The sequence below is a fragment of the Micromonospora sp. NBC_00860 genome (assembly GCF_045207375.1).
GTDB lineage: Bacteria > Actinomycetota > Actinomycetes > Mycobacteriales > Micromonosporaceae > Micromonospora > Micromonospora vinacea.
In genome coordinates this window covers 5527794-5553698 of the sequence record NZ_CP108825.1, presented here as the reverse complement: position 1 = coordinate 5553698, position 25905 = coordinate 5527794, and the positions used below count along the sequence as shown (strand labels likewise).

25 protein-coding genes and 1 riboswitch are annotated in these 25905 nt (G+C 72.5%); of the genes, 12 read left to right on the top strand and 13 right to left on the bottom strand.

Going from position 1 to position 25905, the window contains the following annotated elements; translation table 11 throughout:
- Window positions 1-2: 2 nt before the first annotated feature.
- The 6 genes from OH804_RS25510 to eccB form a co-directional block, all read right to left on the bottom strand.
- A complete protein-coding gene (locus tag OH804_RS25510) occupies window positions 3-344 on the bottom strand; it encodes a YkvA family protein (protein WP_196920781.1) in 342 nt (113 codons plus the stop codon).
- 33 nt (window positions 345-377) lie between these two features.
- Entirely contained in the window at window positions 378-1196 is an 819-nt protein-coding gene (locus tag OH804_RS25505; protein WP_406059990.1) for a hypothetical protein, read from the bottom strand.
- 159 nt (window positions 1197-1355) lie between these two features.
- Entirely contained in the window at window positions 1356-1730 is a 375-nt protein-coding gene (locus tag OH804_RS25500; RefSeq protein ID WP_406059988.1) for a hypothetical protein, read from the bottom strand.
- A gap of 206 nt (window positions 1731-1936) precedes the next feature.
- Window positions 1937-3229: a WXG100 family type VII secretion target gene (locus OH804_RS25495; RefSeq protein ID WP_406059986.1), complete on the bottom strand. Its 1293-nt coding sequence runs from the start codon at window positions 3227-3229 to the stop codon at window positions 1937-1939.
- The gene (locus OH804_RS25490; protein WP_231392493.1) at window positions 3222-3632 is read right to left on the bottom strand and encodes a hypothetical protein; all 411 of its coding nucleotides are present in this window, start codon (window positions 3630-3632) and stop codon (window positions 3222-3224) included. Before OH804_RS25490 ends, OH804_RS25495 begins: the two co-directional genes overlap by 8 nt.
- 46 nt (window positions 3633-3678) lie before the next feature.
- Entirely contained in the window at window positions 3679-5301 is a 1623-nt protein-coding gene (eccB, locus tag OH804_RS25485; protein ID WP_406059984.1) for a type VII secretion protein EccB, read from the bottom strand.
- A gap of 163 nt (window positions 5302-5464) precedes the next feature.
- Between eccB and OH804_RS25480 the strand changes: the two genes are divergently transcribed.
- The gene (locus OH804_RS25480; protein ID WP_196920786.1) at window positions 5465-6652 is read left to right on the top strand and encodes a type VII secretion protein EccE; all 1188 of its coding nucleotides are present in this window, start codon (window positions 5465-5467) and stop codon (window positions 6650-6652) included.
- Window positions 6653-6676: 24 nt separating this feature from the next.
- Here OH804_RS25480 and eccD read toward each other — a convergent pair whose 3' ends face one another.
- Window positions 6677-8074, bottom strand: a complete 1398-nt coding sequence (eccD, locus tag OH804_RS25475) for a type VII secretion integral membrane protein EccD (RefSeq protein WP_406059982.1) — start codon at window positions 8072-8074, stop codon at window positions 6677-6679.
- 166 nt (window positions 8075-8240) lie between these two features.
- On the opposite strand from eccD, the gene eccCa reads away from it, so the two are divergent.
- The 3 genes from eccCa to OH804_RS25460 all read left to right on the top strand — a co-directional run bounded on the left by eccCa (window position 8241) and on the right by OH804_RS25460 (window position 13024).
- Entirely contained in the window at window positions 8241-12206 is a 3966-nt protein-coding gene (eccCa, locus tag OH804_RS25470) for a type VII secretion protein EccCa (protein ID WP_196920788.1), read from the top strand.
- Between the two features lie 205 nt (window positions 12207-12411).
- Complete coding sequence (locus tag OH804_RS25465) at window positions 12412-12720, top strand: WXG100 family type VII secretion target (RefSeq protein WP_030329557.1); 309 nt, start codon at window positions 12412-12414, stop codon at window positions 12718-12720.
- A 25-nt stretch (window positions 12721-12745) separates the two neighbouring features.
- Window positions 12746-13024 carry a WXG100 family type VII secretion target gene (locus OH804_RS25460; protein WP_030329555.1) on the top strand — a complete coding sequence of 93 codons (279 nt, stop codon included), beginning with the start codon at window positions 12746-12748 and terminating at the stop codon, window positions 13022-13024.
- A gap of 105 nt (window positions 13025-13129) precedes the next feature.
- On the opposite strand, the gene mycP is transcribed toward OH804_RS25460, so the two are convergent.
- On the bottom strand, window positions 13130-14359 hold the full coding sequence (gene mycP, locus OH804_RS25455; RefSeq protein ID WP_307788572.1) for a type VII secretion-associated serine protease mycosin: 1230 nt from the start codon (window positions 14357-14359) through the stop codon (window positions 13130-13132).
- A gap of 50 nt (window positions 14360-14409) precedes the next feature.
- The gene (locus OH804_RS25450) at window positions 14410-14745 is read right to left on the bottom strand and encodes a MarR family winged helix-turn-helix transcriptional regulator (RefSeq protein WP_196920789.1); all 336 of its coding nucleotides are present in this window, start codon (window positions 14743-14745) and stop codon (window positions 14410-14412) included.
- A gap of 226 nt (window positions 14746-14971) precedes the next feature.
- Between OH804_RS25450 and OH804_RS25445 the strand changes: the two genes are divergently transcribed.
- On the top strand, window positions 14972-15700 hold the full coding sequence (locus OH804_RS25445) for a carbonic anhydrase (protein ID WP_196920790.1): 729 nt from the start codon (window positions 14972-14974) through the stop codon (window positions 15698-15700).
- A 56-nt stretch (window positions 15701-15756) separates the two neighbouring features.
- Here the strand turns inward: OH804_RS25445 and OH804_RS25440 are convergent, their stop codons facing one another.
- The 3 genes from OH804_RS25440 to OH804_RS25430 all read right to left on the bottom strand — a co-directional run bounded on the left by OH804_RS25440 (window position 15757) and on the right by OH804_RS25430 (window position 19041).
- Complete coding sequence (locus OH804_RS25440; protein WP_196920791.1) at window positions 15757-16776, bottom strand: hypothetical protein; 1020 nt, start codon at window positions 16774-16776, stop codon at window positions 15757-15759.
- 4 nt (window positions 16777-16780) lie between these two features.
- Window positions 16781-16911, bottom strand: a riboswitch (cyclic di-AMP (ydaO/yuaA leader).
- Window positions 16912-17077: 166 nt separating this feature from the next.
- On the bottom strand, window positions 17078-18448 hold the full coding sequence (locus OH804_RS25435; RefSeq protein WP_406059977.1) for a YibE/F family protein: 1371 nt from the start codon (window positions 18446-18448) through the stop codon (window positions 17078-17080).
- 296 nt (window positions 18449-18744) lie between these two features.
- Window positions 18745-19041 carry a metal-sensitive transcriptional regulator gene (locus OH804_RS25430; RefSeq protein WP_030329541.1) on the bottom strand — a complete coding sequence of 99 codons (297 nt, stop codon included), beginning with the start codon at window positions 19039-19041 and terminating at the stop codon, window positions 18745-18747.
- Window positions 19042-19137: 96 nt separating this feature from the next.
- On the opposite strand from OH804_RS25430, the gene OH804_RS25425 reads away from it, so the two are divergent.
- The 7 genes from OH804_RS25425 (at window position 19138) to OH804_RS25395 (ending at window position 25175) form a co-directional block, all read left to right on the top strand.
- Window positions 19138-19347 (top strand): heavy-metal-associated domain-containing protein, encoded by a 210-nt coding sequence (locus OH804_RS25425; protein WP_196920793.1) that lies wholly within the window; start codon window positions 19138-19140, stop codon window positions 19345-19347.
- A gap of 13 nt (window positions 19348-19360) precedes the next feature.
- A complete protein-coding gene (locus tag OH804_RS25420) occupies window positions 19361-20308 on the top strand; it encodes a hypothetical protein (protein ID WP_406059975.1) in 948 nt (315 codons plus the stop codon).
- 12 nt (window positions 20309-20320) lie between these two features.
- Complete coding sequence (locus OH804_RS25415) at window positions 20321-22567, top strand: heavy metal translocating P-type ATPase (protein ID WP_406059973.1); 2247 nt, start codon at window positions 20321-20323, stop codon at window positions 22565-22567.
- A gap of 74 nt (window positions 22568-22641) precedes the next feature.
- Window positions 22642-22815 carry a CsbD family protein gene (locus OH804_RS25410; RefSeq protein WP_036410891.1) on the top strand — a complete coding sequence of 58 codons (174 nt, stop codon included), beginning with the start codon at window positions 22642-22644 and terminating at the stop codon, window positions 22813-22815.
- Between the two features lie 163 nt (window positions 22816-22978).
- On the top strand, window positions 22979-23326 hold the full coding sequence (locus OH804_RS25405) for an ArsR family transcriptional regulator (RefSeq protein WP_124818380.1): 348 nt from the start codon (window positions 22979-22981) through the stop codon (window positions 23324-23326).
- Window positions 23323-23592: a hypothetical protein gene (locus OH804_RS25400; RefSeq protein ID WP_196920796.1), complete on the top strand. Its 270-nt coding sequence runs from the start codon at window positions 23323-23325 to the stop codon at window positions 23590-23592. Before OH804_RS25405 ends, OH804_RS25400 begins: the two co-directional genes overlap by 4 nt.
- Window positions 23593-23714: 122 nt before the next feature.
- Complete coding sequence (locus OH804_RS25395) at window positions 23715-25175, top strand: alpha/beta hydrolase (RefSeq protein ID WP_406059970.1); 1461 nt, start codon at window positions 23715-23717, stop codon at window positions 25173-25175.
- A gap of 47 nt (window positions 25176-25222) precedes the next feature.
- Here OH804_RS25395 and OH804_RS25390 read toward each other — a convergent pair whose 3' ends face one another.
- The gene (locus OH804_RS25390; protein ID WP_196920798.1) at window positions 25223-25879 is read right to left on the bottom strand and encodes a bifunctional 2-polyprenyl-6-hydroxyphenol methylase/3-demethylubiquinol 3-O-methyltransferase UbiG; all 657 of its coding nucleotides are present in this window, start codon (window positions 25877-25879) and stop codon (window positions 25223-25225) included.
- Window positions 25880-25905: the final 26 nt, after the last annotated feature.

The window sequence follows — 25905 nt, the reverse complement described above, 5'->3', positions numbered from 1 at the left end:
GATCATGGCACGCGGCGGCGCACCCGGTCCCGATCCGGCGGGGCGTCCGGCTGACCGGGCAGTTGGCGACCCGCCGCCCGACGTTGGTGCACCAGCCGGGTCAGGTAGATCAGCGCGGCGGCCAGGACCCCCATGTCGTCCAGGTAGATCGGGTCCGGCAGCACGTCGACAGGGAAGATCGTGTAGATCAGCGCCCCGTAGAAGGCGACCTTGCCGCCCGCGCCCAGCCCGGTCAGCAGCCGCCGCGTCCGCACCACCCGCACCGCCAGCACCACGGCACCCACCAGTGTGGCGAGCGCCAGGATGCCGGCGATCACCACGAGGACCCACGCCTGTCGGGACATGCCGTCACGCTAACCCACCCGACACCGTGGGGCTCAGAACGCGGGCACCGTCGCCCGGCCGCGAGCGGTCACCTTGTTCTCCCGGGTCTGCTCGACGTTCTCCCGGGCCGGTACGCCCAACGGTCGGGCAACCTCGCTCAGCGGCAGCACCGACGCCGACTCGGCGACCCGTCGTCCGGTCGCGGCGTGCGCCTCCTCGCGCAGACTGCGAGCCGCGGCCACCGCCAACTCCGCGGCCCGCCACGCGGCCTGCTCCCGCTCGCGAGCTGCGGTGTGCCTGGCCGCCAGGTTGTCCCGGATCGCCCGCTGGAGCACCAACTCCTGCTCGACCGGGTGCAGTCGCGGGTCCCAACCGTCGCGGTGCGCGAAGACGTCGCTGAGCTGCTCCACCGACAGTTCCCGCCGCCAGTACGCATCCAGCGCGGCCCGGTGCAGGTAGCGCTCGCGGTCCGCGTACTCGGCGGGGGTCCGTGCGGTGTGCGGCAGCGGCATCGCGGCCGCAGCGTCGAGCCGCCGTACGCCAGCCTCAGCCGCCTCGTACGCCAGCCAGGCCGCCTCGACCGCCTCCTGCGCGGCCACCCACTCCGCCCGGCGACGCCGCACTGTGGTGGTCGCCCGCTCCGCGGCCACAGCGACCTCCTGCGCGTAGCGGCTCTGCTCCCGCTCCTCCTGCGCCTGCTCGAGTTGGCTCGGCATGGCCGCGCGACGGATCCGGGCGCCGGGGTCGAAGCGGAGCCGGCCGGGCCGCAGCAGGAGAGCGGAGACGGCGACGGCGACCACCCCGAGCAGGCTCAGCCAGATGACGGCGGCCCGGGAGAGGTCCGGCAGGACGGCGGAGAGGACGGTTTGCATGAGATCAGCACCTCGCGGTCGAAGGCGGGTATCGACGGGCGGCAGAAGGGCCCGGTAGCGCCGGTCGGCCCGGGGCCGGGGTCGTCCCGTCGACGGCGAACGTCAGGTGCGGTGCGGGAGGATCAGCCGGATCGGGCCCCGGGGGTCACCGGGCCTGGCTCAGCTGGCGGGCGGGCCGCGTCGCGCGGGAGTGCCACGGCCGGGATCGATGGCCGGGACGTGCACCGGGCTCGCCGCGACCAGACCGGTCGCCGTGGCGGTATCAGCCGTGGCGGTTTCGCGCGTGCCAGCCGGCGGGGCGACAGCCGGCTGCCCGGCCCGCTCGATGGCCGGGCCGGCGTCGGGCCGGACACTTGCCACCCGGCTGCTCACGGCACTGGGCCGCAGCTGCGTGGGGGCGGGCGGTGGGGTCGCGGCGAGGGCGGCACCGAGGCCGACCGCGAGCACCAGCGCGGTGATCGCCAGGCGGGTCAGCTCCCGCAGTGACCGCAGCACAACCCACCGGGCTGGGCGGACGGACGCTACGGACGACACCCGACCAACCTATCGCCCGTTCCTGCCCACCGCAGCACGGCGAGAGGCCGCCCGGGCGTGACCGCCACCACCATGCGCACTGTGGACGCCGCCGACCAGGGCCCGAAGACGGTGATGCCCCCGACCGGATCACGTCCGATCGGGGGCACCGCACATCGTCCTGGTGGCTCCGCCGGTGGTGCGGCCTCGCCAGCGGCGGACAGTGGTCAGTCGCCGGTGCCGAGCACCGGTGGTGCGGCCTTGTCGTCGCCCTGCCACACCATCTCGTCCTCGGTCAACCAGGTCAGCCGATCGTCGGAGTCGTCGTCCTGCGCGCGACCGTGCCCGCCGAGCACCCCGGGACGGCCGCCGGACCCCGGCCGCGCGTTGCCACCGGCCACGGCCGCACGGCCGCCGCCCCCACCGCGCTGGCCGTCGATGCTGCGCCCGACCCCGTTGGCGGCGCGGCTCTCCGCCGGAGCGGCACCACCACCGGTCGGCCGCGCAGAGGCGGGGGCCGCGTTGCCCGAGCCCGCGAGCGCGCCGCTGCGCAACACCCCGCCGGCCGGCGACCCGCCCTGTCCTCCGTAGAGCAGGCCGGGACCGGTGCTCGCCGGGGCGGGTGCGCCGCCCGGCCCGGACAGGCCGACAAGCCCGGCGGCACCGCCGCCGAGCAGCGCGCCGCCGAGCAGTGGGGCCGCCCCGGCCAGCGAGGTGCCCCGGTTGGTGGGGTCGCTGCCAGCACCGATCGGGCCGGTGACGACAGCCGGGCTGCCACCGGGGCCCGAGCCGACCTCGTCCGACGTCGAACCGTCGCCCGGCAGTTGGGAAACGCTGTCGGGCGTCGAGATTGTCGCGTCACCGGTGCGACCGGTGTCGGTGCCGGTGCCGGGGCCGCCGCTCACCCTGGCGATGGCCGAGACACTCTGCGGCGTCGTCGGATCCTTGCTGGCGGTGCTCGGAGTATCCGGGTCGGGCGGGGGCGGCTCGACCACCCGGTCGTAGGCGGAGATGTCGTAACTGCTGGCCAGATCGGCCACCAGGTTCACCATCCGCTGGTGGGCCTTCTCCTGCTCGGCTTTGTCCTGCTGGTGACCCGCGATCCCCCCGACGATCAGACCGGTCAGACCGAAGACCGCGCCACCCTTGATCGCGCCGCCGATCGCCTTGTCGTTGTCGTCGGTCTCCTCAGGGCTCTCGGCCTGCTTGTGGGCGGCGCGCAGATGGTCGGCCATCATGGTCAACCCCTGCTTGATGCCGGCCATCCCCTCACCCAACGCGTCGGTGTGGGCGACGATGAAGCTGAGTCGCCGGTGGAACTCCCGACCTGCCGAACCCGTCCAGGTGTTGGCCAGCTTGTCGAGGTCGCCGCTCAACTCCCGGCCGAGGCCGTCGAGGATGCCCTTGAGCTCGGCCCACTGGGTGGCCACGCCCTCGATCTGCTCCGGCTTGCCCGCCATCAGGCCGTCGTACAGCTGCTGGTGGCTGTTGCCCTGGTAGCGCTGGGTGTATTCAGACACGCCCGTCCTCCTTCGGCTGCAACGCCCGGTCGACAGGGGTCAGCGCGGCGGTGACGTCGTCGGCATTGGCCGCGTTACGCGCCTCGGCGGTGCGGTAGTTGCTCAGGATCGTGCTGGTCGCCTGCTGCGCCGCCAGCACCGCCTGCCGGATCCGTTCGGCCTGGTCGACATAGGACTGGTGCACCTCGCTGTAGCGACGCGCCTTGTCGGTGGCGTCGAAGAACGAGCCCAGCGCCGGCGGTCGGCACTGCATCTCGGTGTTGAGCTTGCGCAGCACCGACTCGGCCTGGCTGAGCCGAGACGCCAGGTGCTGGTGGAAGTCCTCAAGGGACAACAGGTCGACTTCCGTACGCCCGGCCATGGCAACATCCCCGTCGTTCTGGTTGACAACCGTCAGCGACATCCAGGTTAGTCCACCAGTGCGACTCCGGGCGACCCGCCGAAGCTGCTCAGCCGTCGGCGTCGGTCGATTCCGCGGGCCTTCCGCCGCCGGTCCCGCCGCTCGACGGGGCGCCGCTGGCCGGAGTCGTCGGTGTCGAGCCCGACGGCGGCGCGGCGGACGACGACCCCGACGGTGACCCGGCGGACGGCGTGCCGGACGGCGGTGCCGCGGATGGCGAGACTGACCTCGGTGCGGCCGGCGGTGGCGCGGCCGGTGCCGGTCCGTCCGGACTGAAGACGGCGAGCGCGTCCTCGCGGTCCAGCGTGGGCCCGGTCGGGATCAGCGCGAGCAGCGAACCGGGCACCGCCAGTGGGGTGACCCCGCCGTAGCCGAGCGCCTCCAGCGTCGCCGCCGAGCCGAGCGGATACCGGATGCCCTGCGGGCTGATCAGGTAGATCGTCGACCCGGCGGCGCCGGACCCGCTGGTCCCGGCGCCGGGGGAGGCCTGCGCGATGACACCCTTGCCGCCGGGCAGCAGCACCGCCTCGGCGGTGCGTACGGCGTCGCGCCTGGTCTGGCGCACCGGCACCAGTCCCGGATCGCTCTCGGTCAACTCGTCCGGCACCCGGTCGAAGACCTCCACTGTGGTGGTCGGCGGGCCACCCGCGCTGCCCTTCCGGTAGGTCGCGCACAGCGTGGTCTGACCGGGCTGGGCCGGGTAGAGGGCGGGCATCGTCGAGGGCAGCCCGTCCTCCTCGATCCGCCGCTCCTCGAACGCCTCGCTGGCCTGGTTCGGGGTGATGTCGGTAATCCGACCGCCGTTGCTGATGAGCAGCAACGCGGTGATCTCACTGATCGACACGAGAGCGTCCCGCGTCAGCACGTAGTGCCGACCGGCGGCCTTGAACACCGACCCGACGTCGTACGACTGCCCGCCCACCCGGCGGCTGCTGGGCTCGCCCTCACCGGTCAGCGACGGCCGGCGCAGCGGTGGCCCGGCCGGAACCGAGTTGAGCAGCTGCTGCCCGACCTGGAGTCGTTCGGTGCCGGCCATCCGCAGCGCCGTGATCGTGCGGGACGGGTCGAGCAGTTGGAGCCGGCTGTTGTTGGTGATGAGGTACCGCTGGTCGTCCACCGAGACCAGCACCGCCCGGTCACCCAGCGGCGTGCCGCCGGGCAACGCACGGTCGATCACCACCCGGGTGCTGGACCGCTGCCGGTCGACCGGGTCGGGCACGTCGCAGACCGACCAGGGCAACCCGGTCAGCGACTTGCGGTCCGGCAGGGCGTCCGGTGCCCCGACGATGCCGAGCGTGACGCCGCGGGGCCGGTCCCGCAGCGACGCCTGGGACATCGTCCGCACCTGGGCGCTGGCGTCGTTCACGATGAGGCGCGCCGACGCGTAGTTGAGCGTCGGGTGCAGCTTTCCCTCGATGAACACGTACGTCGCGCCGGTCTCCCGTTCGATGACCAGGGTCTGGTCGTCCAGCGGTGCCGTGCCGCCGGTCAACTGGCCGTAGGCACCTACCCCACCGAGCACGATGGCCGCGGTGAGGACACTGCCGAAGACGGCCATGCCGAGCCGTCGCATCGGCAGGTTGGTGGTCTCCGGATCGCCCGACAGCAACGCGGAGACGATGCGGCGGGTGACGAAGCGGTACGCCTGCACCTGATCGCGGCGGGTCCGCATGACTTACCTCCGGCGGGGTGGATCCGCGACGATCAGGGTCGGGGTGCCGTCGCGGGCTTCCCTACGATAAGGGGCCGACGGTGGTTCCTTGGGACCACCGCTCGTGGCCGGCACCGGAGGAGACCCGGCGCAGAGTCGTACCGTGCAGGAGGGACAGTCAGCGATGACGCAGGTTCAGGCGCCACCCGCCCGAGCGGTCACGGACCCTGTCGACGTTCCGACCCGGCCGGTGCCCCCGGCCGAGCGGCCCGGCCGTGGGCGGGTCGGTCCCGTGTTGGTCGGGCAGCTCGTCGTGCTGGAGTTGTGCGTGGTCGGCGTCTGGGCCGCCACCGCCGGACCGAGCTGGGTGCTCGCCGCGGCGGGCGCGGCGGCGCTGCTGATCGTCCTGGCGGCCTTCGCCCGTCGAGGTGGCCGCTGGTGGTTCGAGGACCTGCTGCTGCGCCGCCGGCTGCGGCGACGCGGCGAGCGCGCCTCGGCCGCGCTGGCCAGCGGCACCGCGACCGACCCGCGGTTGGCTGCGCTCGCTCCCGAGCTGAGCGTCATCGAGCTGACCGACCGGGGCACCCGGCTCGGCATCGGGCGGGACGACCAGGGCTGGTTCGCGGCCGTCGCTCTGCAGTCCGCCACCGGTGCGGCGGTCGGCTCCGTCGACGCCGCCGCTGTGGACCGCGCGCTGCGGGTGCTGTCGGACTTCAGCGCCCCGGTCTCCCGGGCCCAGGTCGTCGCGCACACGCTGGTCTGGTACCCGGCGCCCGGGGCGCCACCGGCCGCGCACCGGACCGTCTGGGTGGCGGTGCGGCTCACCGTCCGGGACGCCCGGGTCGAGGCGGTGAGTCGCGGTGGTGGGCTGACCGGCGTGCACCGGACGGTGGCCGCCGGGATCGGCCGGCTCGGCAAGGCGCTGACCTCCGCGGGGTTGGCCCATCGCCCGTTGGGCCGTGAGGAACTACGCGCGGCGATCGTCTCGGCCGCCGGTCTCGACCTGGTGCCCGAGGCGCCGACGGAGAGCTGGAGTGGGCTGCGTGGCGGCGGCTGGACGCACCGCTGCATGGCCCTGCGGGGCCGTTCCGACGCGCCGCTCGGCCCACTGGTGGACGCGATCACCGCGACCTCGGCGCCGTCGCACACGGTGGCCGTGACCGTCTCGACGGACGGTCGGGTGGCGGCGCCGCTGCTGCGGGTAGCGGCGATGGACAACCACGTCGAGGCCCTGGTCAAGGTGGTCCGCGAGGTCGCGGACCGGACGGGCGCGTCCACCCGGCCGATGGACGGTCAGCACGCTCCGGGCGTCTACGCCACCGCTCCGGTCGCGTCGGCGCTGGGTGCCTCCACCGGTCCGCGATCGCGCTGACCGGTGCGGGGCGGTGCGGTGCGGTCAGGGTCGCAGGTTGACGATCCAGCCGTAGAGGCCGCAGACCCAGAAGGCGAGCGGCACCAGCGAGATGATGAGCAGGATCTCGGCGATGTCGAGCAGGCGGCCCCAGACCGGCGAGATGCGTTTGCCGGCGACGGTCAGGCCGTAGATCAGGCTGATCACGGCGGCCAGCACCAGCCCGCCCAGGATCAGGCCGAGCCGGACCGGCAGCGACCCACCGGCGAAGGTGGCCGCGGCGGTCAGGCCCAGACCCACGGTGCCGGCCAGCAGCACCGGGGTGCGCTGGGCCCGGCCCAGGAGGGGCCGTGCCCGCAGCAGCGCCAGCAGGGCCAGCACCAGGCACAGCAGCACCGCGGGCAGGCGTCCGTCCAGGGCCAGCACGAGTTGCGCGCCCAGCACCAGCAGCGACACTGTCCACAGCAGACCGGTGAGGAACTGGTCGGCGCGCTCGCTCTGCTGGAGCACCTGCCGGCCGTCCACCGACTCGCTGTCGGTCTTCAGGTCCTCCGGACCGGTCGGGATCGACGGCACCGGCAGCCGGGCCAGCCGGTAGGCCATCATCGGCAGCGCCGGCACCACACCGAACGCGACCGCCGCGACCACCGCCGCGGAGGCCGCCGCGTCGAGGCCGAGGACCAGGCAGAGCACCGCGCCCAGGCCGGTCGCGGCCGCGACCCCGATCGCCGCGAAGAAGAGGGGGTACCGGTCGCCGACCGCCAGCACTGCCAGAGCGCCGGCCACCACCGCAGCGGTCGCCGCGAGCAGGACGTGCGGACTGGCCAACTCGGTCAGCGATCGATCGCCGGCGAGCAGCAGCAGGCCGCCGGTGGCCGCGTGCACCAGGCCGACCAGGGCCAGCACCGCACCGATGCCGCTGTCACCGGCGGCCCGGGACAGCACCGCCGCGCCCACCAACAGCGCCACCGCGACCAGCAGCGCGGCCAGCGCGCCGGGCAGGTGCGGCGGGCCGGCGAAGAGGGCGGCCAGCGCGCCGGCGCCGAACGCCGCCGCCGCGAAGACCGTCGCGAAGGAACGGGTCGCGCCGACCTGCCAGGCCCCGGGGCGCTGGTTGGTCGCTGTGGCGACCGCATCCACCACGTCGTCGAAGACGATCTCCGGCGCCGCGTCGGACCGCGGGTTGAAGTAGAGCACCTCACCGTCACGGACGCTGAGCTGCGCCGCGGTACGGCCGCCGTCGAGCGGCGCACCGCCCAACCGGGACAGTGCCCAGCCGCCGTGCCGCGCACCCTCGTCGGCCATGTCCTCACCGGCGTAGCGCAGCAGGGTGGGCAGCAGGTCGGCCAGCGGCACGTCCGACGGCAGCGCCAGATCCATCCGGGTACGCGGAGCCACGATGGTGATCCGGCTCAGACCACCGGTCGCCGTCTTCGTCGCCACAGTGGCCTCCTGGTGTGCGTCTGTGATCGGCTGGCTGTGATGCTGCGGTCCGGGTCCACCGCGCACACGGCAGATTACCTACGATGACGGCACGTACGATGCCCACCCGCGGGCGGTGTTCCGCGGACCGCACGTCATCAGGGCCGCTTCTGGGGAGGAGACAGCCGTGAGCACTGTGGTGTTCCGCCGGCTCACGCGTCAGCCGGGGCCGGCCTTACCGCGCGGCGAGGTGCTGCTGGAGTCGCCTCCCGAGCTGCCCGAGCCAACGCCCCGCGGGATGGGGCAGCTGCTCATGATCCTGCCGATGTTCTGCGGGGTCGGGGCCATGGCCTTCCTGTACGCCGGCAAGGGCGGCGGCATGATGACCTACGTCGCCGGCGGTCTGTTCGGTGTCTCGATGCTCGGCATGGCGATCGGCTCGCTGGCCAACAGCGGTGGCAAGGACAAGGCCGAGCTGAATGCCGATCGCCGCGACTACATGCGCTACCTGGCGCAGATGCGCAAGCGCACCCGCCGTGCCGCCGAGCAGCAGCGGGCCGCGATGGCCTGGCGGCACCCGGAGCCCGACGCGCTCTGGTCGATCGCCGCGTCCCGGCGACTCTGGGAGCGGCGGATCACCGAGGACGACTTCGGCGAGACCCGGATCGCCCTCGGCCCGCAGCGGCTCGCCGTGGAGATCGTTCCACCGGAGACCAAGCCGGTGGAGGACCTGGAGCCGATGAGCGCCATCGCGCTCCGCCGGTTCGTCCGGGCGCACTCCACGGTGCCCGACCTGCCGACGGCGCTGTCGGTGCGCGCGTTCAGCCGGGTGGTGCTGCGCGGCGACCGCGAGCCGGTGCTCGACCTGACCCGCGCGGCGTTGGGGCAGCTGGCCACCTTCCACGCACCGGACGACCTGGTGATCGCGGTGGTCGCCGCACCCGACCGGCAGTCGTCCTGGGGCTGGGTGAAGTGGCTGCCACACGCCCACCACAGCGGTCGTACGGACGCGGCCGGCGCGCGCCGGCTGGTCTTCCCCAGCCTGGCCGAGGCCGAGGCCGCGCTCGCCGCCGAACTGGCCGGGCGGCCTCGGTTCGCGCCGGAGGCCAAGCCGCTGACCACCGCCCCGCACCTGATCGTGGTGATCGACGGTGGGGAGATCTCACCGACCTGCCAGCTGGTGGGCCCGGGGCTGCTCGGCGCCACCGTGATCGACCTCTCCGGGACGGTGCCGCGCGACGCCGGCCGCTGGCTGCTCTGCCTCGACGTGGGTGACGGAAACTCGCTCGATCTGGTCCGGGGCAGCTCGTCGTCGACGCTGGGTCGGCCCGACCGGCTCAGCGCCGAGGCCGCCGAGGGGCTGGCCCGACAGATCGCGCCCTTCCGGCTCTCCCAGCAGCAGACCGGCGGCGACGAGCCGCTGGCCCGCAGCACTGAGCTGCCGGACCTGCTCGGCGTCGGTGACGCCGCGGCGGTGGACGTGCAGAACACCTGGCGTCCGCGTGGTCACCGCGATCGGCTGCGCATCCCACTCGGCGTGGGCCCGGACGGCAACGTGGTCGAGCTGGACTTCAAGGAGTCGGCGCACGAGGGCATGGGTCCGCACGGTCTGGTGATCGGCGCGACCGGCTCCGGTAAGAGCGAGCTGCTGCGTACTGTGGTGGCCGCGTTGGCGGTGACCCACTCGTCGGAGGAACTGAACTTCGTCCTGGTGGACTTCAAGGGCGGCGCGACGTTCGCCTCGCTGGAGGCGCTGCCGCACACCAGCGCGGTGATCACCAACCTGGCCGACGAGCTGCCGCTTGTCGACCGTATGCGCGACGCGCTCGCCGGTGAGATGGTGCGCCGGCAGGAGCTGCTGCGGGCGGCCGGCAACTACGTCTCCCGCTTCGAGTACGAGAAGGCGCGCTCGGCGGGTGAGCCGCTGGCGCCGATGCCCAGCTTGTTGATCATCTGTGACGAGTTCAGCGAACTGCTCGCCGCCAAACCGGACTTCATCGACCTGTTCGTGATGATCGGCCGGTTGGGTCGGTCCCTCGGCGTGCACCTGCTGCTGGCCAGCCAGCGCCTCGAAGAGGGCAAGCTACGGGGTCTCGACACGCACCTGTCGTACCGGATCGGTCTGCGGACGTTCTCCGCTGTGGAGAGCCGGATCGTGCTCGGCGTACCGGACGCGTACGAGCTGCCGAACGCGCCGGGCCACGGTTACCTGAAGACGGACACCAGCACCATGTTGCGGTTCCGGGCCGCGTACGTGTCGGGGGCGTACCGGGCGCCGGGGCAGCAGGCCTCCGCCTCGCAGGCGCTGGTGCAGCGGCGGATCGTGCCGTACGGCCTCGACTTCGTGCCGGTGCAGGTTCCGCAGGTGCCGGTGGACACCGCCCCGGAGCCGGAGCAGCCGGCCGACGGCAAGGCCGTGGCGATGCTCGACGTGCTGATCGACCAGCTCAAGGGTCGGGGCCGCCCGGCCCACCAGGTGTGGCTGCCGCCGTTGGCCGACCCGCCGGGCCTGGGTGAGCTGCTCGGTCCGCTGGCTGTCGACCCGACCTACGGGCTGTGCACGGCGTCCTGGCCCGGGCGCGGGCGGCTGACAGTGCCGGTCGGTGTCGTGGACCGCCCCTACGAGCAGCGCCGTGACCCGATGATGGTCGAGCTCGCCGGGGCCGGCGGCAACGTGGTCATCGTCGGTCGGTCGCTGAGTGGCAAGAGCACGATGCTGCGTACGCTGCTCGCCTCGCTGGCGCTCACGCACACGCCACGTGAGGTGCAGTTCTTCTGCCTGGACTTCGGCGGGGGCGCGCTGCGCAGCATGGAGCGGTTGCCGCACATGGCCGGGGTGGCCGGTCGGCGCGACGTCGAGGCGGTCCGCCGGACGGTGGCCGAGGTGGTCGCCGTGCTGGACGAGCGGGAGGCTCGTTTCGCCCAGCATGGCATCGACTCGGTGGCGAGCTACCGCCGTCGCCGCGCCGCTGGTGAGTTCGCGGACGACCCGTTCGGCGACGTGTTCCTGGTGGTGGACGGGTGGAACACGCTGCGCCAGGAGTACGAGGAGCTGGAGCAGACCATCACCACGTTGGCCAACCGGGGCCTCGGCTTCGGTGTGCACGTGGTGCTCACCGCCGTGCGGTGGGCGGAGATCCGGATCAACATGCGGGATCTGCTCGGCACCAAGTTGGAGCTGCGCCTGGGCGACGCGTCGGAGTCCGAGATCGACCGCCGCGCCGCGAACAACGTGCCGGAGAAGTCGCCCGGGCGGGGCCTGACCCGGGACAAGCTGCACTTCCTCACCGCCATCTCACGGATCGACGGTCGTCGGGACATCGACGATCTGAGCGAGGCCTCGCTCTCCCTGGCCGGGCACGTGGCGGCGAACTGGCCGGGTCGTCCGGCGCCGAAGGTGCGGTTGCTGCCGCGCCGGCTGCCGGTGGCGGAGCTGGCCCGGATCATCGACCGGTCGGCGCCGGGTCTCCCGATCGGTGTCAACGAGTCGGCACTCGCGCCGGTCTACCTGGACCTGGCCAACGAGCCGCACCTGACGGTCTTCGGCGACGCGGAGTGCGGCAAGACCAACCTGCTGCGCCTGATCGCCCGGGGCATCACCGAGCGGTACACCCCGGCGCAGGCCCGGCTGGTGATCGCCGACTACCGGCGTGGCCTGCTGGGGGCGGTGGAGGGTGACCACCTGCTCGACTACGCCCCGTCGAACCAGGCGTTCGCCCAGGGGCTCGGGTCGATCCGGAGTGCGCTCTCCAACCGGCTGCCCGGCCCGGACGTGACCACCGCCCAGCTGCGCGATCGGAGCTGGTGGAAGGGTCCGGATCTGTACATCCTGGTGGACGACTACGACCTGGTGGCGTCCGGTGGCAGCAACCCGCTCAGCGCCCTGCAGGAGCTGTTGCCCCAGGCCCGCGACATCGGTCTGCACCTGATCGTCACGCGTCGGGTGGGCGGTGTGTCCAGGGCGCTCTACGAGCCGGTGCTGCAACGGCTGCGCGAGTTGGACTCGCCGGGCCTGCTGATGTCCGGTAACCGGGAGGAGGGCGCGGTCTTCGGCACGTTGCGACCGAGCCCGCAGCCGCCCGGCCGGGGCACCCTGGTGCGCCGTCGCGATGGCCAGCAGCTGATTCAGACCGCTTGGTCTGAGCCGGCCTGAGCAACGGTCGACCGTTCGGTAGGGGGTGGTGGGCCGTCTCGGCCCGATTCACCACCATCCATCGAACGTCACCGGTCAGGGCTGCGAGGGCTGGACAGGTTCCGCTACGGTCTTCACAGGAGTGTCCGTCGGTGGGGTGTTGCTGCCTTGCCGCGGGGGAGGGTGCGGCGAAGCCGCCACCACAACAGACGGAAGGGTGTGAAGCATGGCGTTCGAGGTCGAAGCTGCGACTCTGCATACCGCCGCGAGTGACGTGCGGTCCACGCGCAGCGAGGTCGACGGCGAGCTGAAGAAGCTGTGGAACGTGGTCGATGACCTGGCCATCGCGTGGAAGGGTCAGGCGTCCACGGGCTTCCAGTCGCTGATGACGCGCTGGAACGAGGACACCGTCAAACTGCTGACGGCGATGGACAGCATCGCTGACCTGCTCGACAAGTCGGGTACGACGCACCAGGTCAACGACGAAGAGCAGCAGCAGATGCTGGACAAGTTCCACTCTGCTCTCAACCCGTGATCCGTAGCCGGCAGAGGAGGAAATCGTGACGATCAAAGTTGACTATGCGGTCCTCGAGAGCAGCAACCAGCAGATGCAGGCCATCTCGAAGACGCTCGAGGAAAAGCTTGACACGCTGCGGTCGATGCTGACCAAGCTGCACTGGGACGGCGAGGACCGGGTTGCCTACGAGCAGCACCAGGCGAAGTGGGACGCGGCGGTCCGGGACATCAACCGGATCCTGAACGAGATCGGCGGTGCCGTGGGCATCGCCCGCGAAAACTACCTCACCACGGAGATGAGCAACTCCAAGGTGTGGAGCTGAAGCATTCGCACGAGCGGCTCCGGTCCGGTTCATCCGGCCCGGAGCCGCTCTGTGTTGGCGGCTCTGTGGTGGCGTAGGCCTCGGCACCGCGTCGCGGTGCGCGGCTCAGCCGGCGGTTGGCGCGTCGGTGCGTCGGCCGGGGCGCCAGTCGCGTCGGCGGCCCCGGGCCATGATCGGTCGCGCGACCAGCAGCAGCCCGGCGAGCAGAGCGCCGATGACCGCCGCCCAGATGGCGGCGGAGCGCTGCCAGCTCAGCGGGTCGTCCCGCACGGCGGGTGCCGGGAGCGCGCCGGCGGGCGGGTTCGCCCGGGTGCCGAGCAGGCTCGACACCGCCCGGTACGGGTTGACCATCCCGTGGCCGATGTCGGCGTTCTGACCCTCCGGGGGGTTGTCAGCGGTGCGTTTCAGCCGATCCGCTACCTGCTGCGGGTTGAGACTCGGGTAGGCGGCCCGGACGAGCGCGGCCACCCCCGAGACGTATGCGGCGGCGTAGCTGGTGCCGCCCTCCGGCACTGTGCGGTAGCCGCTGTTTCCGGGCGCCGGCCCGACGATGTTCATCCCCGGTGCGGCGATGTCGACGTAGTCGCCGCTGATCGAGGTGCCGACGTGGCTGCCCTGTTCGTCCACCCCGCCGACAGCGATGACCCCGGGGTACGCGGCCGGGTAGCCCGGCAGGTTCTGCGAATTCTCCGACCGGTTGCCCGCGGCGGCGACCAGCACCACCCCGTTGGCCAGCGCGCGTTCGACGGCCGCCGTCAGTTCGGGGCGGGGAATCGTCGTCAGGGACAGGTTGATCACGTCGGCGCCCTGGGAGACCGCCCAGTCGATGGCCGCCGCGATCTGCCCGGGGAGCTGTGGGTTGCTGACCTCCCCGAGCTGCGGCAGGACCCGGATCGGCAGGATGCGGGCGCCCGGCGCGATGCCGCTGAAGGGGACGACAGTGCCCTCCCGGCCGGCGATGATGCCGGCGATCAGCGTGCCGTGCCCGGCCTCGTCGCACTGGCCCTGCCGGGCCGGCAGGTCGTTGAAGTCGCGACCCTCGAGCACCTGCCCCTTGAGTAGCGGGTGGGCGGCGGAGACTCCGGAGTCGATCACGGCCACCGTGACCCCGGCGCCCCGGGACAGCGGCCACGCGGAGGACGGCTCCAGTCGGCTGAGTGCCCACGGCGCCTGGGTCAGGCTGTCGGCGCCGTTGGGACCGCAGAGGGGCGGTGCCGCGGTCGCGGGGGAGGGTGCCACCAGGCCGGCGCCGAGCAGGGCCGCCAGTGCTCCACTGAGGACGCCGCGAAGGGCACGTCGGGACGGGGTCGCGCTCAACGGCGGGCATTCGCGCACAGGCAAAGGTTACCGCCGTGACGGTCGGGCAGCGGCCCCGGCGACGACGGTCAGGCGCGGGGGGACGCCTTCGCGGTGGGAACGTCGGCGAACAGTGCGAGTAGGTCACCGACCTGCCGGTCGGCCTCGGCGGGGTGCCGGAACCGGCCGGCCGGGTTGAGGGTGTACTCGTTGCGTCGCCCGACCCGCGTGCGGTGCAGGTAACCGCCCGCCTCCAGGTCGGCGACGATCGCCTGCGCGGCCCGTTCGGTCACGCCGACCTCGGCCGCGACGTCGCGCAGCCGGGCCGTCGGATCGCGGGCGATGGCCAGCAGGACGTGCCCGTGATTGGTGAGGAACGTCCAGTTCCGCCCGCTGCCGGTGTCGCCCGTCACCGTGCTCGCCATCGTGGAACCGCCCTTCCGGATGTCCGCCTGCCTTTGCGAGAGTCTTGCCGGCCCTGCCACGGGAAGGTTGCCCAGGGGGTGGCCAAAGTCAACGTATGAAATCTAAATCACGCATCCCTTGACGCATCTTACCGTGCGTGTGACGGTGGAGCCCGAGCCAGCGCCCGCCGCCCGGCCGGCGGAAAGCCGGCTTGACCAGGTCAGATGCGTCGAGACGAGGTGCGGGATGAGTCAAACCGGGAGCGTCGGTGGTCAGCCGGGTCCGCAGCGGACCACCGACCGGGCGTCCGCGCTCAGCGAGCCGACCCGGGCGTACGCCGAACTGATCGCCGGCAACCGGCGCTTCGTCGACGGTGCTCCACGCCACCCCAACCAGGATGCCGGGCACCGGGCAGCCGTGGCCGACGGACAGCACCCGTTCGCGGTGATCGTCGGCTGCTCCGACTCCCGGCTGGCTGCCGAGATCATCTTCGACCGGGGGCTGGGCGACCTGTTCGTTGTTCGCACGGCCGGGCACACCGCCGGTCCCGAGGTGCTCGGCAGCGTCGAGTACGCGGTGACAGTGCTCGGCACTCCGCTTGTGGTGGTGCTCGGCCACGACTCGTGCGGTGCGGTGCAGGCGGCCCGGGAGTCCGTCGCGACGGGTACCGCACCCAGTGGCCATCTGCGCGCGGTGGTCGACGCCGTGCTGCCCAGCCTGCGCCGGGCCCAGGCCGAGGGCGTGGACGACATCGACGGCATCGTCGACATCCACATCGCCCAGACCGTCGAGACGTTGCTCGGGCAGTCCCCGGTGCTGGCCGACGAGGTGGCGCGGGGGCGATGCGCGGTGGTGGGGGTGTCCTACCGGCTGGCCGCCGGAGCGGTGCGCCCGGTGGCCGCCATGCCGGCCGGCTTCGCGACGCTGGACAGCCCGGCCGGGTCGACCGACGCGACCGCGCCCGCCACCGTCTGACGCGTCGAGGGCCGCTCCGCGTCACGCGGAACGGCCCTCGACGGGGATCGTGCGGGTCAGAGCAACGACATGTGGACGTGGTCGGTGTGGTTCGACGGCCCGCTGTACGAACTCCAGCCGGTGGCCGGGAACCAGATCTGCCGGTTCCAGATCACGTAGTAGATGCCGAGCCGGTCGGCGTTACGGATGAGGAACGCGGCGACGTTGTTGCCGTACGTCCGGGTGTCGTTGTTGTGCCACGGGGAGAACCCGCTCTTCTGTAGCGACCAGTCGCAGGCGCGGCCCTTCGGGTGCTCCCACGGCCCGCCGGGGCGGTAGCAGCCGACGAACCGGTTGAAGCCGGCCGCCTTGACCTCCTTGTACGCGTGCAGCGTGCGCGGCGTGACGCAGCCGGACGTGGTGGGGTCGTTCTCGCTGCACGACTGGGGCTTCCAGTCACCGTCGGCCGTGCGACCCGGGCCGATCTTCGCGACCTTGGAGGTGGCATCCACCAGGCCGCCGGTGAAACCCTTGCCGCCGACGAGGGAGAGCGCCTTGTCGGCCTCGCTCTTGCGCTTCGCCATCAGGGCGGTCTGCTTCTGCTGCTCGCGGACCTCGGTGTCGAGGGCCAGTTTGGCCTGCTCGGCGCGGGCCTTCACCTCGTTGACCTCGGAGAGCTTCTTCTCGTTGACCATGTTGATCTCGTCGAGCATCCCGGCGCGCTGGACGAACGAGTCGGGAGCGTCGCTCTCCAGCAGCATGGCGACCGCGCCGATCCGGCCGGTCCGGTACGCCTGGGCGGCGATCTGCCCGACCTGCGGGGCCAACGCGTCGAGGTCGGCCTTGGCCCGGTTGACCTCTGCCGCCAGCTCGCTCTGCCGCTTCTTGGACTTGTCCAGCTTGGACTTGGCGGCGGAGTAGTCGCGGTTGGCCTGCTCGATGACGTCGTTGAGCAGCTTGGGCTCGCCGTCCTCCTCGTGCCCGGACGGTGTGGGGTTCGTCGGGGCGGCGTGTGCCGGGAGCGGCCCGGCGAGCACTGTCAGTGCGGCGATCACGGCCACCACGGGTGTCAACCAGCGGCGTAGGGGTGCCGTCACAATGTTCCCTTCCGTCGACCGCCGACCGGGTTAGCTGACGGGTTCGGGGCGGAAGCGGCCCCTACCGCTGACGCGGATTCACCCCAGATACCTGGGTCCCCGGCTCGCCGGCTGGCGATTGGGCGGTGGCACCGCAGGCGCCGCTTCGCGCCTTCATCGGTAACCGGCAGCGAGGTTACCCGAGAGTCGACCGGGTGAGCTACGCCTGGATGCCGACCAAAAGCGTCATTTCGCCATAGCGTTGAGTGACCAGTGACGTGGTTCTCAGGGTGGATGCCCGATCTGGTCACGCTGAGGAGTGTCACCATGCCGTATCCGTGCTCCTGTTCGACTCCGGCCACCGGTCGGTGGCCTCAGATGGGGGTGTGGTCCGCGTCCGGTCCGGCTCGTCGGAGCCGGTCGTCCGCGGTGAGCTGAGTGCGGCAAGTGCCTCCGTGCGGTCCGGCTGGGGCCGGGGCGAGGGAGCGTCGGTGGACGGTGGGGCATCGCTGCGTCCGGCGGCGGTCACCACGGCGGCCAGCCCGGTGGTCAGCGGTACGGCGGCGATCAGACCGAGGGTGGCGACCGCGCTGCGGACGATCTCCTGCGCGAGGAACTCACTGGTGAGGATCTGCCCGATCGGCCGTGCGTCGGCGGTGAGCAGGAGCAGCAGGGGTAGCGACGCGCCCGCGTACGCCAGCACGATGGTGTTGACAGTGGAGGCGATGTGCGCGCGGCCGACCCGGGTGGCCGCCCGGTACAGCTGCAACCGGGTCAGCCCGGGGTTGGCGTTCGCCAGCTCGGTGACGGTGGCCGCCTGGGTGACAGTGACGTCGTCGAGCACCCCGAGCGACCCGATGATGATCCCCGCGAGCAGCAGGCCGTGCAGGTCCACGTCGCCCTGGAACATCGACAGGGTGGTGGCGTCTTCACTGCCGAAACCGGTGAGGTGGGTCGCTGCCGTGGCGATGGTGGCGAGCACGCCGGTCAGCACCAGACTGCCCAGGGTGCCGAGCACCGCGACCGACGTCTGTGCGGTGACGCCGTGCGTCAGATAGAGCACCACGAACATGATCAGGGCCGCGCCCACCACCGCCACCAGCAGTGGTGACCGGCCGGCGCCGATGCCCGGCAGCACGAAGGTGAGCAGGATGGCGAAGCTGGCGGCCAGCCCGGCGAGCGCGGCCAGGCCTCGCCATCGACCGAACGCGACGATCGCGGCCGCGAAGACCACCGCCAGCCACACCATCGGGGTGCCGCGTTGGTGCTCGGCGATGTTCCAGTTGCTGGTGGTCGGGTCGGTGGGGTCGGCCAGCTCGACCAGGATGACCTCGTCGCCGACCTCGACCCGGGGTGCGCCGGGCCCGTCGGGCACCGGTGTCCGTACCTGTTTGCCGGCGGTCGGCCCGTCGTCCACCCGGACGTCGACGGTGCCGCACCGTCCGTCGCCGACCCTCGGTGTGCCCTCGGGAACCGACGGGGTCGGCGGGCACGGCTCGCTCACCACCCGGGTGACAGTGCCGGGGTAGCGCGGCACGTCCGCACCACCATCGGTCTGCGGTGACCCGCCGCGCGGCCAGAGCAGCGCCGCGGCGAGCACTGTGGCGACGAAGAGGGGGACCACCGTCATGACGAGGATCCGTCGCACCCGTGGTGGGGCGGACGGCGCACTGTGAGTGTGGTCGGCGGCCAAGGTGAGACTCCCAACGATCCGGTGCGGGATACGGGTCAGCGGTCCGGACGGTTCACCGTTGCTGTGGAAACGCGGCGGACGGCGGGACGGATCGCTGCCTGATGACCACTTGATCACGGAGGGTCAGTGCTCGGCCCGGTCGACCGGGGACGACGCCACGTCGTGGCGGCGAGGGTGCCCGGCTGTACGGCGGCATGCGGAGGGCCATCGTGGGAGATGCTAGCCAGCCAACCTGGGCGTCGCAGGTCGTGGCGGAGTGTCGGGTGCCCGAACCGCCCGCGTGGCGGCCCCGGCGGTCAGCCGCGCTTCATGAGCCGACCGACCGCCGCCATCATCTCGGTGGCCATCTCGTCGGCTCGACCCTCGGCGGCGCCCTCGTGCATGCAGTGCCGGGCGTGCCCGTCGAGCAGCCCCAGGGCCACCTTGTCGAGGGCGGCCTGGATCGCGGAGATCTGGGTGAGCACGTCGATGCAGTAGCGGTCGTCGTCGACCATCTTCTCGATGCCCCGGACCTGCCCCTCGACGCGGCGGAGCCGCGCGAGCAGCTGGTCCTTGCTGGCGGTGTATCCGCGGATCGGGGTGGGTGCGGTCATGCCGACCAGGATAGCCTACCCCCAGGGGGTATGGTACGGTCGTGTCCCGATGAGATACCCCCACCGGGTACCGGTACCGCAAGAGGAGACGATCCAATGGTCAACACGACGTACCAGGTGCAGGGCATGACCTGCGGGCACTGCGTCAGCGCGGTGAGCGCCGAGGTCAGCGCCATCGCGGGTGTGCGGGACGTCCAGGTCGACCTCGCGGCCGGCCGGGTCACGGTGAGCAGCGACGAGCCGCTGGACACCGCTGTCGTCCGGGCCGCCGTCGACGAGGCCGGCTACGACCTCGTCGACGCGTGATCGGAGGGCCGGCATGCGCACCGTGACGAGACTGGCCGGGTTCGCCGTCGGCCTGGCGGCGGTCTTCGGCGCGACCTACGGGATCGGCCGGGTCGTCGACCCCGCCCCGGCCGCCGAGAGCCGGCACGACGGCGACGCCGCCCATGCGACGGGCGAGCACGACGAGACAGCCGCCCGGCTTCCTGGCGGCCTGCTCGTCTCCGACCAGGGCTACACCCTCGAACCGCTCGACGCCCCGGCCGGCGAGTTCGCCTTCCGGATCGCCGGCCCGGACGGCCGCCCGGTCACCCGGTACGAGGTGGCGCACGACAAGCAGATGCACCTGATCGTCGCCCGACGGGACCTCTCCGGCTTCCGCCACGTGCACCCCGAGTTGACAGCGGACGGCACCTGGCGGGTCGACACGCCGCTGACCGGCCCCGGGCAGTGGCGGGCGTTCGCCGACTTCACCCCGACCGGGGGTGAGCCGCTGACCCTCGGCGTGGACGTGACAGTCCCCGGCGAGCTGACCGAACGACCGTTGCCGGCCCCGGCGACCAGCACCACAGTCGACGGCTACACGGTCACCCTGGCCGGTACGCCGCAGCCCGGCCGCACGTCGTCGCTGACCCTGACCGTCAGCCGGGACGGGCAGCCGGTCACCGACCTGGAGCCCTACCTGGGCGCGTACGGGCACCTGGTGGCGTTGCGCCGGGGCGATCTGGCGTACCTGCACGTGCACCCGGACGGCACTCCCGGCGACGGGCGCACCCGGCCCGGTCCGGCCGTCACCTTCCTCGCCGAGGTGCCCTCGGCCGGCAGCTACCGGATCTACCTCGACTTCCAGCACGGGGGGCGGGTGCACACCGCCGAGTTCACAGTGGTCGCCGGTGCTGCCCCGACCGGAGAAGCCCCCACGCCGAGCGGGCCCGCACCGACCGGCGGGGCCGACCACGGCACCCCCGGGCACGGACACGACTGACGGGACCAGACGATGACCACCACCAGCAGACCGCTGCCCGAGGCGCCGAACCGGATCGAACTGGCGATCGGCGGGATGACCTGCGCCGCGTGCGCCGCCCGGATCGAGAAGAAGCTCAACCGGATGGACGGGGTGAGCGCCACAGTCAACTACGCCACCGAGAAGGCGACAGTCCGGTACGCCGACGGCGTCACCCCGGACGACCTGATCGTGACAGTGCAGAAGACCGGTTACACGGCGGCGCTGCCGGCCCCGCCCAGCGCGGAACCCCCGGTGGACCCGTTGCAGGGGCCGCGTACCCGGCTCTGGGTCTCGGTGGCCCTGAGCGTGCCGGTGGTCCTGCTCGCCATGGTCCCGGCCTGGCAGTTCGACTACTGGCAGTGGCTGTCGCTGACCCTGGCCGCCCCGGTGGTGGTCTGGGGTGGGCTGCCGTTCCACCGGGCCGCCTGGACCAACCTGCGGCACGGCGCCGCCACCATGGACACGCTGGTGTCGCTCGGCACCCTTGCCGCGTTCGGCTGGTCGCTCTGGGCGCTCTTCCTCGGTGACGCGGGGATGCCCGGGATGACGCACCCGTTCCGCTTCGACATCACCCGGACCGACGGCGCCGGCAACATCTACCTGGAGGCGGCCGCCGGGGTCACAGTGTTCATCCTGGCCGGTCGCTACTTCGAGGCCCGGTCCAAGCGGACCGCCGGTGCCGCCCTGCGTGCCCTGCTCGACCTCGGCGCCAAGGACGTGGCGGTGCTGCGTGACGGCGTGGAGACGCTGATCCCGGTGGACCGGCTCGTCGTCGGTGACCGGTTCGTGGTCCGCCCCGGCGAGAAGATCGCCACCGACGGCGTGGTCGACGAGGGCACCTCCGCTGTCGACGCCAGCATGCTCACCGGCGAGTCGGTGCCGGTCGAGGTCGCCCCCGGCGACGGCGTGGTCGGCGCCACGATCAACGCGGGCGGACGGCTGATCGTCACCGCCACCCGGGTCGGCGCGGACACCCAGCTCGCCAGGATGGCCGACCTGGTCGAGCAGGCACAGAGCGGCAAGGCGGCCGTGCAGCGGCTGGCGGACCGGATCTCCGGGGTCTTCGTGCCGATCGTCATCACCCTCGCCGTCGGCACGCTCGGCTGGTGGCTCGGCACCGGGGCCGGCCCGACCGCCGCGTTCACCGCGGCCGTGGCCGTGCTGATCATCGCCTGTCCGTGCGCGCTCGGCCTGGCCACCCCGACCGCGCTGCTGGTCGGCACCGGTCGGGGCGCCCAGCTCGGCGTGCTGATCAAGGGCCCGGAGGTGCTGGAGTCGACCCGCCGGGTGGACACCGTGGTGCTCGACAAGACCGGCACCGTGACGACCGGCCGAATGACACTGGTGGACGTGGTGCCGGCCAGCGGTGTGGACCGGGCCGAACTGCTCCGGCTCACCGGGGCGGTGGAGGCCGCCTCCGAGCACCCGATCGCCCGTGCGATCGCCGCCGCTGCCACCGAGGCGGGCGCGCTGCCCCCGGTGACCGCCTTCGGCAACCTCGAAGGGCTGGGCGTGACCGGCACTGTCGACGGCCAGGCCGTGCTGGTCGGCCGGGTCCGGCTGCTGCGCGAGCGCGAGTTCGACGTACCGCCGGAGGTCGAGTGGGCCGTGCGTGACGCGGAGGCCGCCGGCCGTACGGCGATCGTCGCCGCTTGGGACGGGCGGGCCCGGGGCGTGCTCGCGGTCGCCGACGTGGTCCGGCCGACCAGCCGGGCGGCGGTGGCGCGGCTGCGTGGGCTGGGGCTGACCCCGGTCCTGCTGACCGGGGACAACACCACAGTGGCGCGCGCGGTCGCCGCCGAGGTGGGCGTGGACGAGGTGATCGCCGAGGTGCTGCCGGCCGGGAAGGTCGACGTGATCAAGCGGCTCCAGGCCGAGGGACGGTCGGTGGCGATGGTCGGTGACGGGGTCAACGACGCGCCGGCACTGGCCCAGGCCGACCTGGGGCTGGCCATGGGCACCGGCACCGACGTGGCGATCGAGGCGGCCGACCTCACCCTCGTCCGGGGCGACCTGGACGCCGCGGTGGACGCCATCCGGTTGTCCCGTCGCACCCTCGGCATCATCCGGGGCAACCTGTTCTGGGCGTTCGGCTACAACGTGGCGGCCCTGCCGTTGGCCGCCGCCGGCCTGCTCAACCCGATGATCGCGGGCGCCACGATGGCGCTGTCCTCGGTCTTCGTGGTGGCCAACAGCCTGCGCCTGCGTCGCTTTCGCCCGGCCGCTGCCGATCTGTGACGACGGTAATGGTTGGGCCGGTGACGGCGGGGGTACCTCTGTTGTTGTAGCGACGCTCGCAATGGAGGTTGGCAATGGGATTCGACGATAAGATCAACAACGCCACCGAGGACGCGACCGGCAAGCTGAAGGAAGGCGCCGGTCGGGCCACCGACAACGAGCAGCTGGAGGCGGAGGGTCGCGCTGACCAGTCCACCGCCAAGCTCAAGCAGGCGGGCGAGAAGATCAAGGACGCCTTCAAGAGCTGACGTACGACGTAACCCGCACGCCGGGCCGGTGATCATCACCGGCCCGGCGTGCTGTGTGTCCGGCCTCCTGCGCCGACCCTGAGATCCCCCTGATTCCGCTTCCGTCCCACACCGCCGCACGCCGGCACCTGCTAACTTCTCTTGGCATGTGCAAGGGCTGGTTATGAGCACCGCTCCACCGCCGACCGGCGACGACCTGGTCCGGGTGCTGGCCACCCTGGCCAACCCGCACCGGCTGCGGGTCGTCGCCGCGTTGGCCCGCGAGCGTGCGTACGTCAGCGGGCTGGCCCGGCAACTGGGCATCAGCCGGGCGCTGTTGCAGGTCCACCTACGGAAGCTGGCGGCGGCCGGGCTGGTCACCGCCCGCCTGGAGTTGTCGGAGGACGGGAAGGCCATGAACTACTACGAGGTGGAGCCGTTCGTGCTCACACTCACCCCCGCGGTCATCGCGGCGGCGGTCGAGACGCTGACAGTGCCCGACTCGGGCGAGCAGCCGGGAGCACAGCGATGAGCGAGCACGACTGGACCGAGGTGGTCGGCGCGATCGGCATCTTCGGCTTCCTGATCAGCGTGGTCACTGTGACAGTCGTGCAGCTCGCCAAGACCCGGCGGGCCCGGTACGAGGCGGACCGGGCGGACGACTACCGCCGGCTCGCCGAGACGGCAGCTCAGGCCCAGGCGGAGAACGCCCGACTGCTCGCGGCGATGGATGGCCGGCTGGGCGGGATGGAGACCCGGATGACCACGCTCGAACGCGTCCTGCGCGAGGTCGACTGACAGGGCGGACGAGAGGCCCCGGGCCGTCGAGCGGCTACTCGACGGCCCGGGTGGAAGCAGCGTCACCTCGCCCAGCGGGCGAGTTTCACCGCAACGCTCCTTCGAGGAGAGGACAGCACCTCATGCTGCGCGTACGCAAATCCGCAGTCGGCTGGGCGGTCGCCCTGGCCCTCACGGCCGCCGGCCTGACCCCGGCGAGCCCGGCCGCCGCCCGACCACAGCCCGCCCCGACTATCGACTGGCGGCCCTGCGCCACCGACAACAGCGCCGAGTGCGGCACCCTGTCGCTGCCGGTGGACTGGAACCAACCCCGGGGTGAGCGCTTCGACCTGTCGCTGGCCCGCCGGGTCGCCAAGCCGGCCACCCGGGAAGGCACGCTGATCTTCGGCCCCGGCGGGCCGGGCGACAGCGGTGTCGACCGGGTCGTGAACGGCAGCTCCCGGTTCAGCGACGACCTGCGTGCCCGGTTCGACATCGTCAGCTTCGACCCCCGCGGCACCGGCGACAGCCACCCGGTGGTCTGTGCCCGGGACCTGCTCGCCCGGCAACCGCAGCTGATCGCCGACCAGGCCCAGTTCGATGCCGTCCTGGCCGACAACGCGCTGCTGCGCGCCGACTGCCGGGCCCGCACCGGGTCTCTCTACGACCACGTCGACACCACAAGCGCCGCCCGCGACCTGGACGCGGTCCGCGTCGCGCTCGGCGAACGGCAGCTGACCTTCCACGGCAGCTCGTACGGCACCCTGCTCGGGCAGCGGTACGCCGAGCTGTACCCCGACCGGGTCCGGGCCATGGTCCTGGAGGCCACGATGGACCACAGCGTCGACACCCGCGCCTTCCTCGACAGCCAGGCCGTCACCGCGGAGGGTGCGTTCGACGAGTTCCTGGCCTGGTGCGCCCGCTCGGCCGACTGCGTCCTGCACGGTCGGGACTTCCGGGCGATCTGGGCCGGGCTGCACGCCCGGGCCGAGCGTGGCTTGCTGACCGACCCGGACCAGGCCGGGGCCGCGCTCGCCCCGTTCGAGCTGAGCCGCCTCGCCCACAAGAAGCTCTACGACACGTGGCGGTGGCCGGGGCTGGCCGAGTGGATCGTCCGACTGGAGAGCACCACCACCACGCCGAGCGCCCGCGCGCTGGCGGACGAGGCCGTGGCTCCGTACCCCTTCGCTGTCTTCTGTCAGGACTGGAGCCTGCCGGTCCGCGACTACAGTGAGTACGCCGGACACCTGCGCCGGGCGGCCCGGCTCGCGCCGGACCTGCGCTACCCGCCGGCGCTGTTCGCGCTGGTCACCTGCCTGGGCACCCCGACGCCGGTGGCCAACCCGCAGCATCGGCTACGGGTCCGCACCGACGTGCCGCTGCTGCTCGCCGCCACAGTGCACGACCCGGCCACGGGCTACGACTGGGCGCGCAACGTGGCGCGACAGTTGGGCCGGCACGGCGCGATGCTCACCTACCAGGGGTGGGGGCACGGCAGCTACAGCAGCAGCCCGTGCGTGCAACGAGCCGTCGACTCCTACCTGATCGACCAGGTGGTGCCCGCCCGGGGCGCCAACTGCCCGGCCGTCGAACCCGAGGTGTGACCGCCGCTGCCGACCGTCGGGCCGCCAGGCGGTCGGCAGCGCTGTGCTCACTGGCGTCGCCCGGCGCGTACGACCACGTCGTACAGCGGGGCCTCCCGGCCCGGCATCGTGCGGCGCTGCTCCTCGGCGGTGACGATCTCCCAGGTGGCGCTGTCCAGGCCCGCGGTGATGTCCGCGAGGGTGACCGCTGCCTCGTCGGGCGGGTGGTGCCCGTGGCCGTGGCCGTGTCCGTGCCCCTGCTCGGTGGCGTCCGAGGTGTGCAGGTGTCCGACGATCAGGAGGGTGCCGCCGGGCGCCACCCACCCGGCGATGCGGTCGTAGAAGGCCAACTGCGGCATCGCGGGGTGCGCGTAGTGCGTCGTGACCAGGTCGAACCGCGTTTCCGGGGCCCAGGCCGTCAGGTCCGCCTCCACCCACCGCACGCGCTCGGAGACCCCGCTTCCCGTCGCGCGTTCGGCGGCCCGGGCGAGGGCGACGGGTGCGATGTCGACAGCGGTGACCTGCCAGCCGTGGGTGGCGAGCCAGATCGCCTCCGCGCCGGCGCCGCACCCGGCGTCCAACGCCGTGCCCGGCACCAGGCCGCCGGTCTCCCGGGCCAGGTACGGGTGGGCGGGACTCGTGCTCATCGCGCCGGGGCGGTCGTGGTGCGTCTGGTGCCAGTGCCGCTCCCAGTAGTCCTTGTCGAACTCGTGCTGCTCGGTCATCTGTGCCTGCTCCTTCGCGCGTCGCC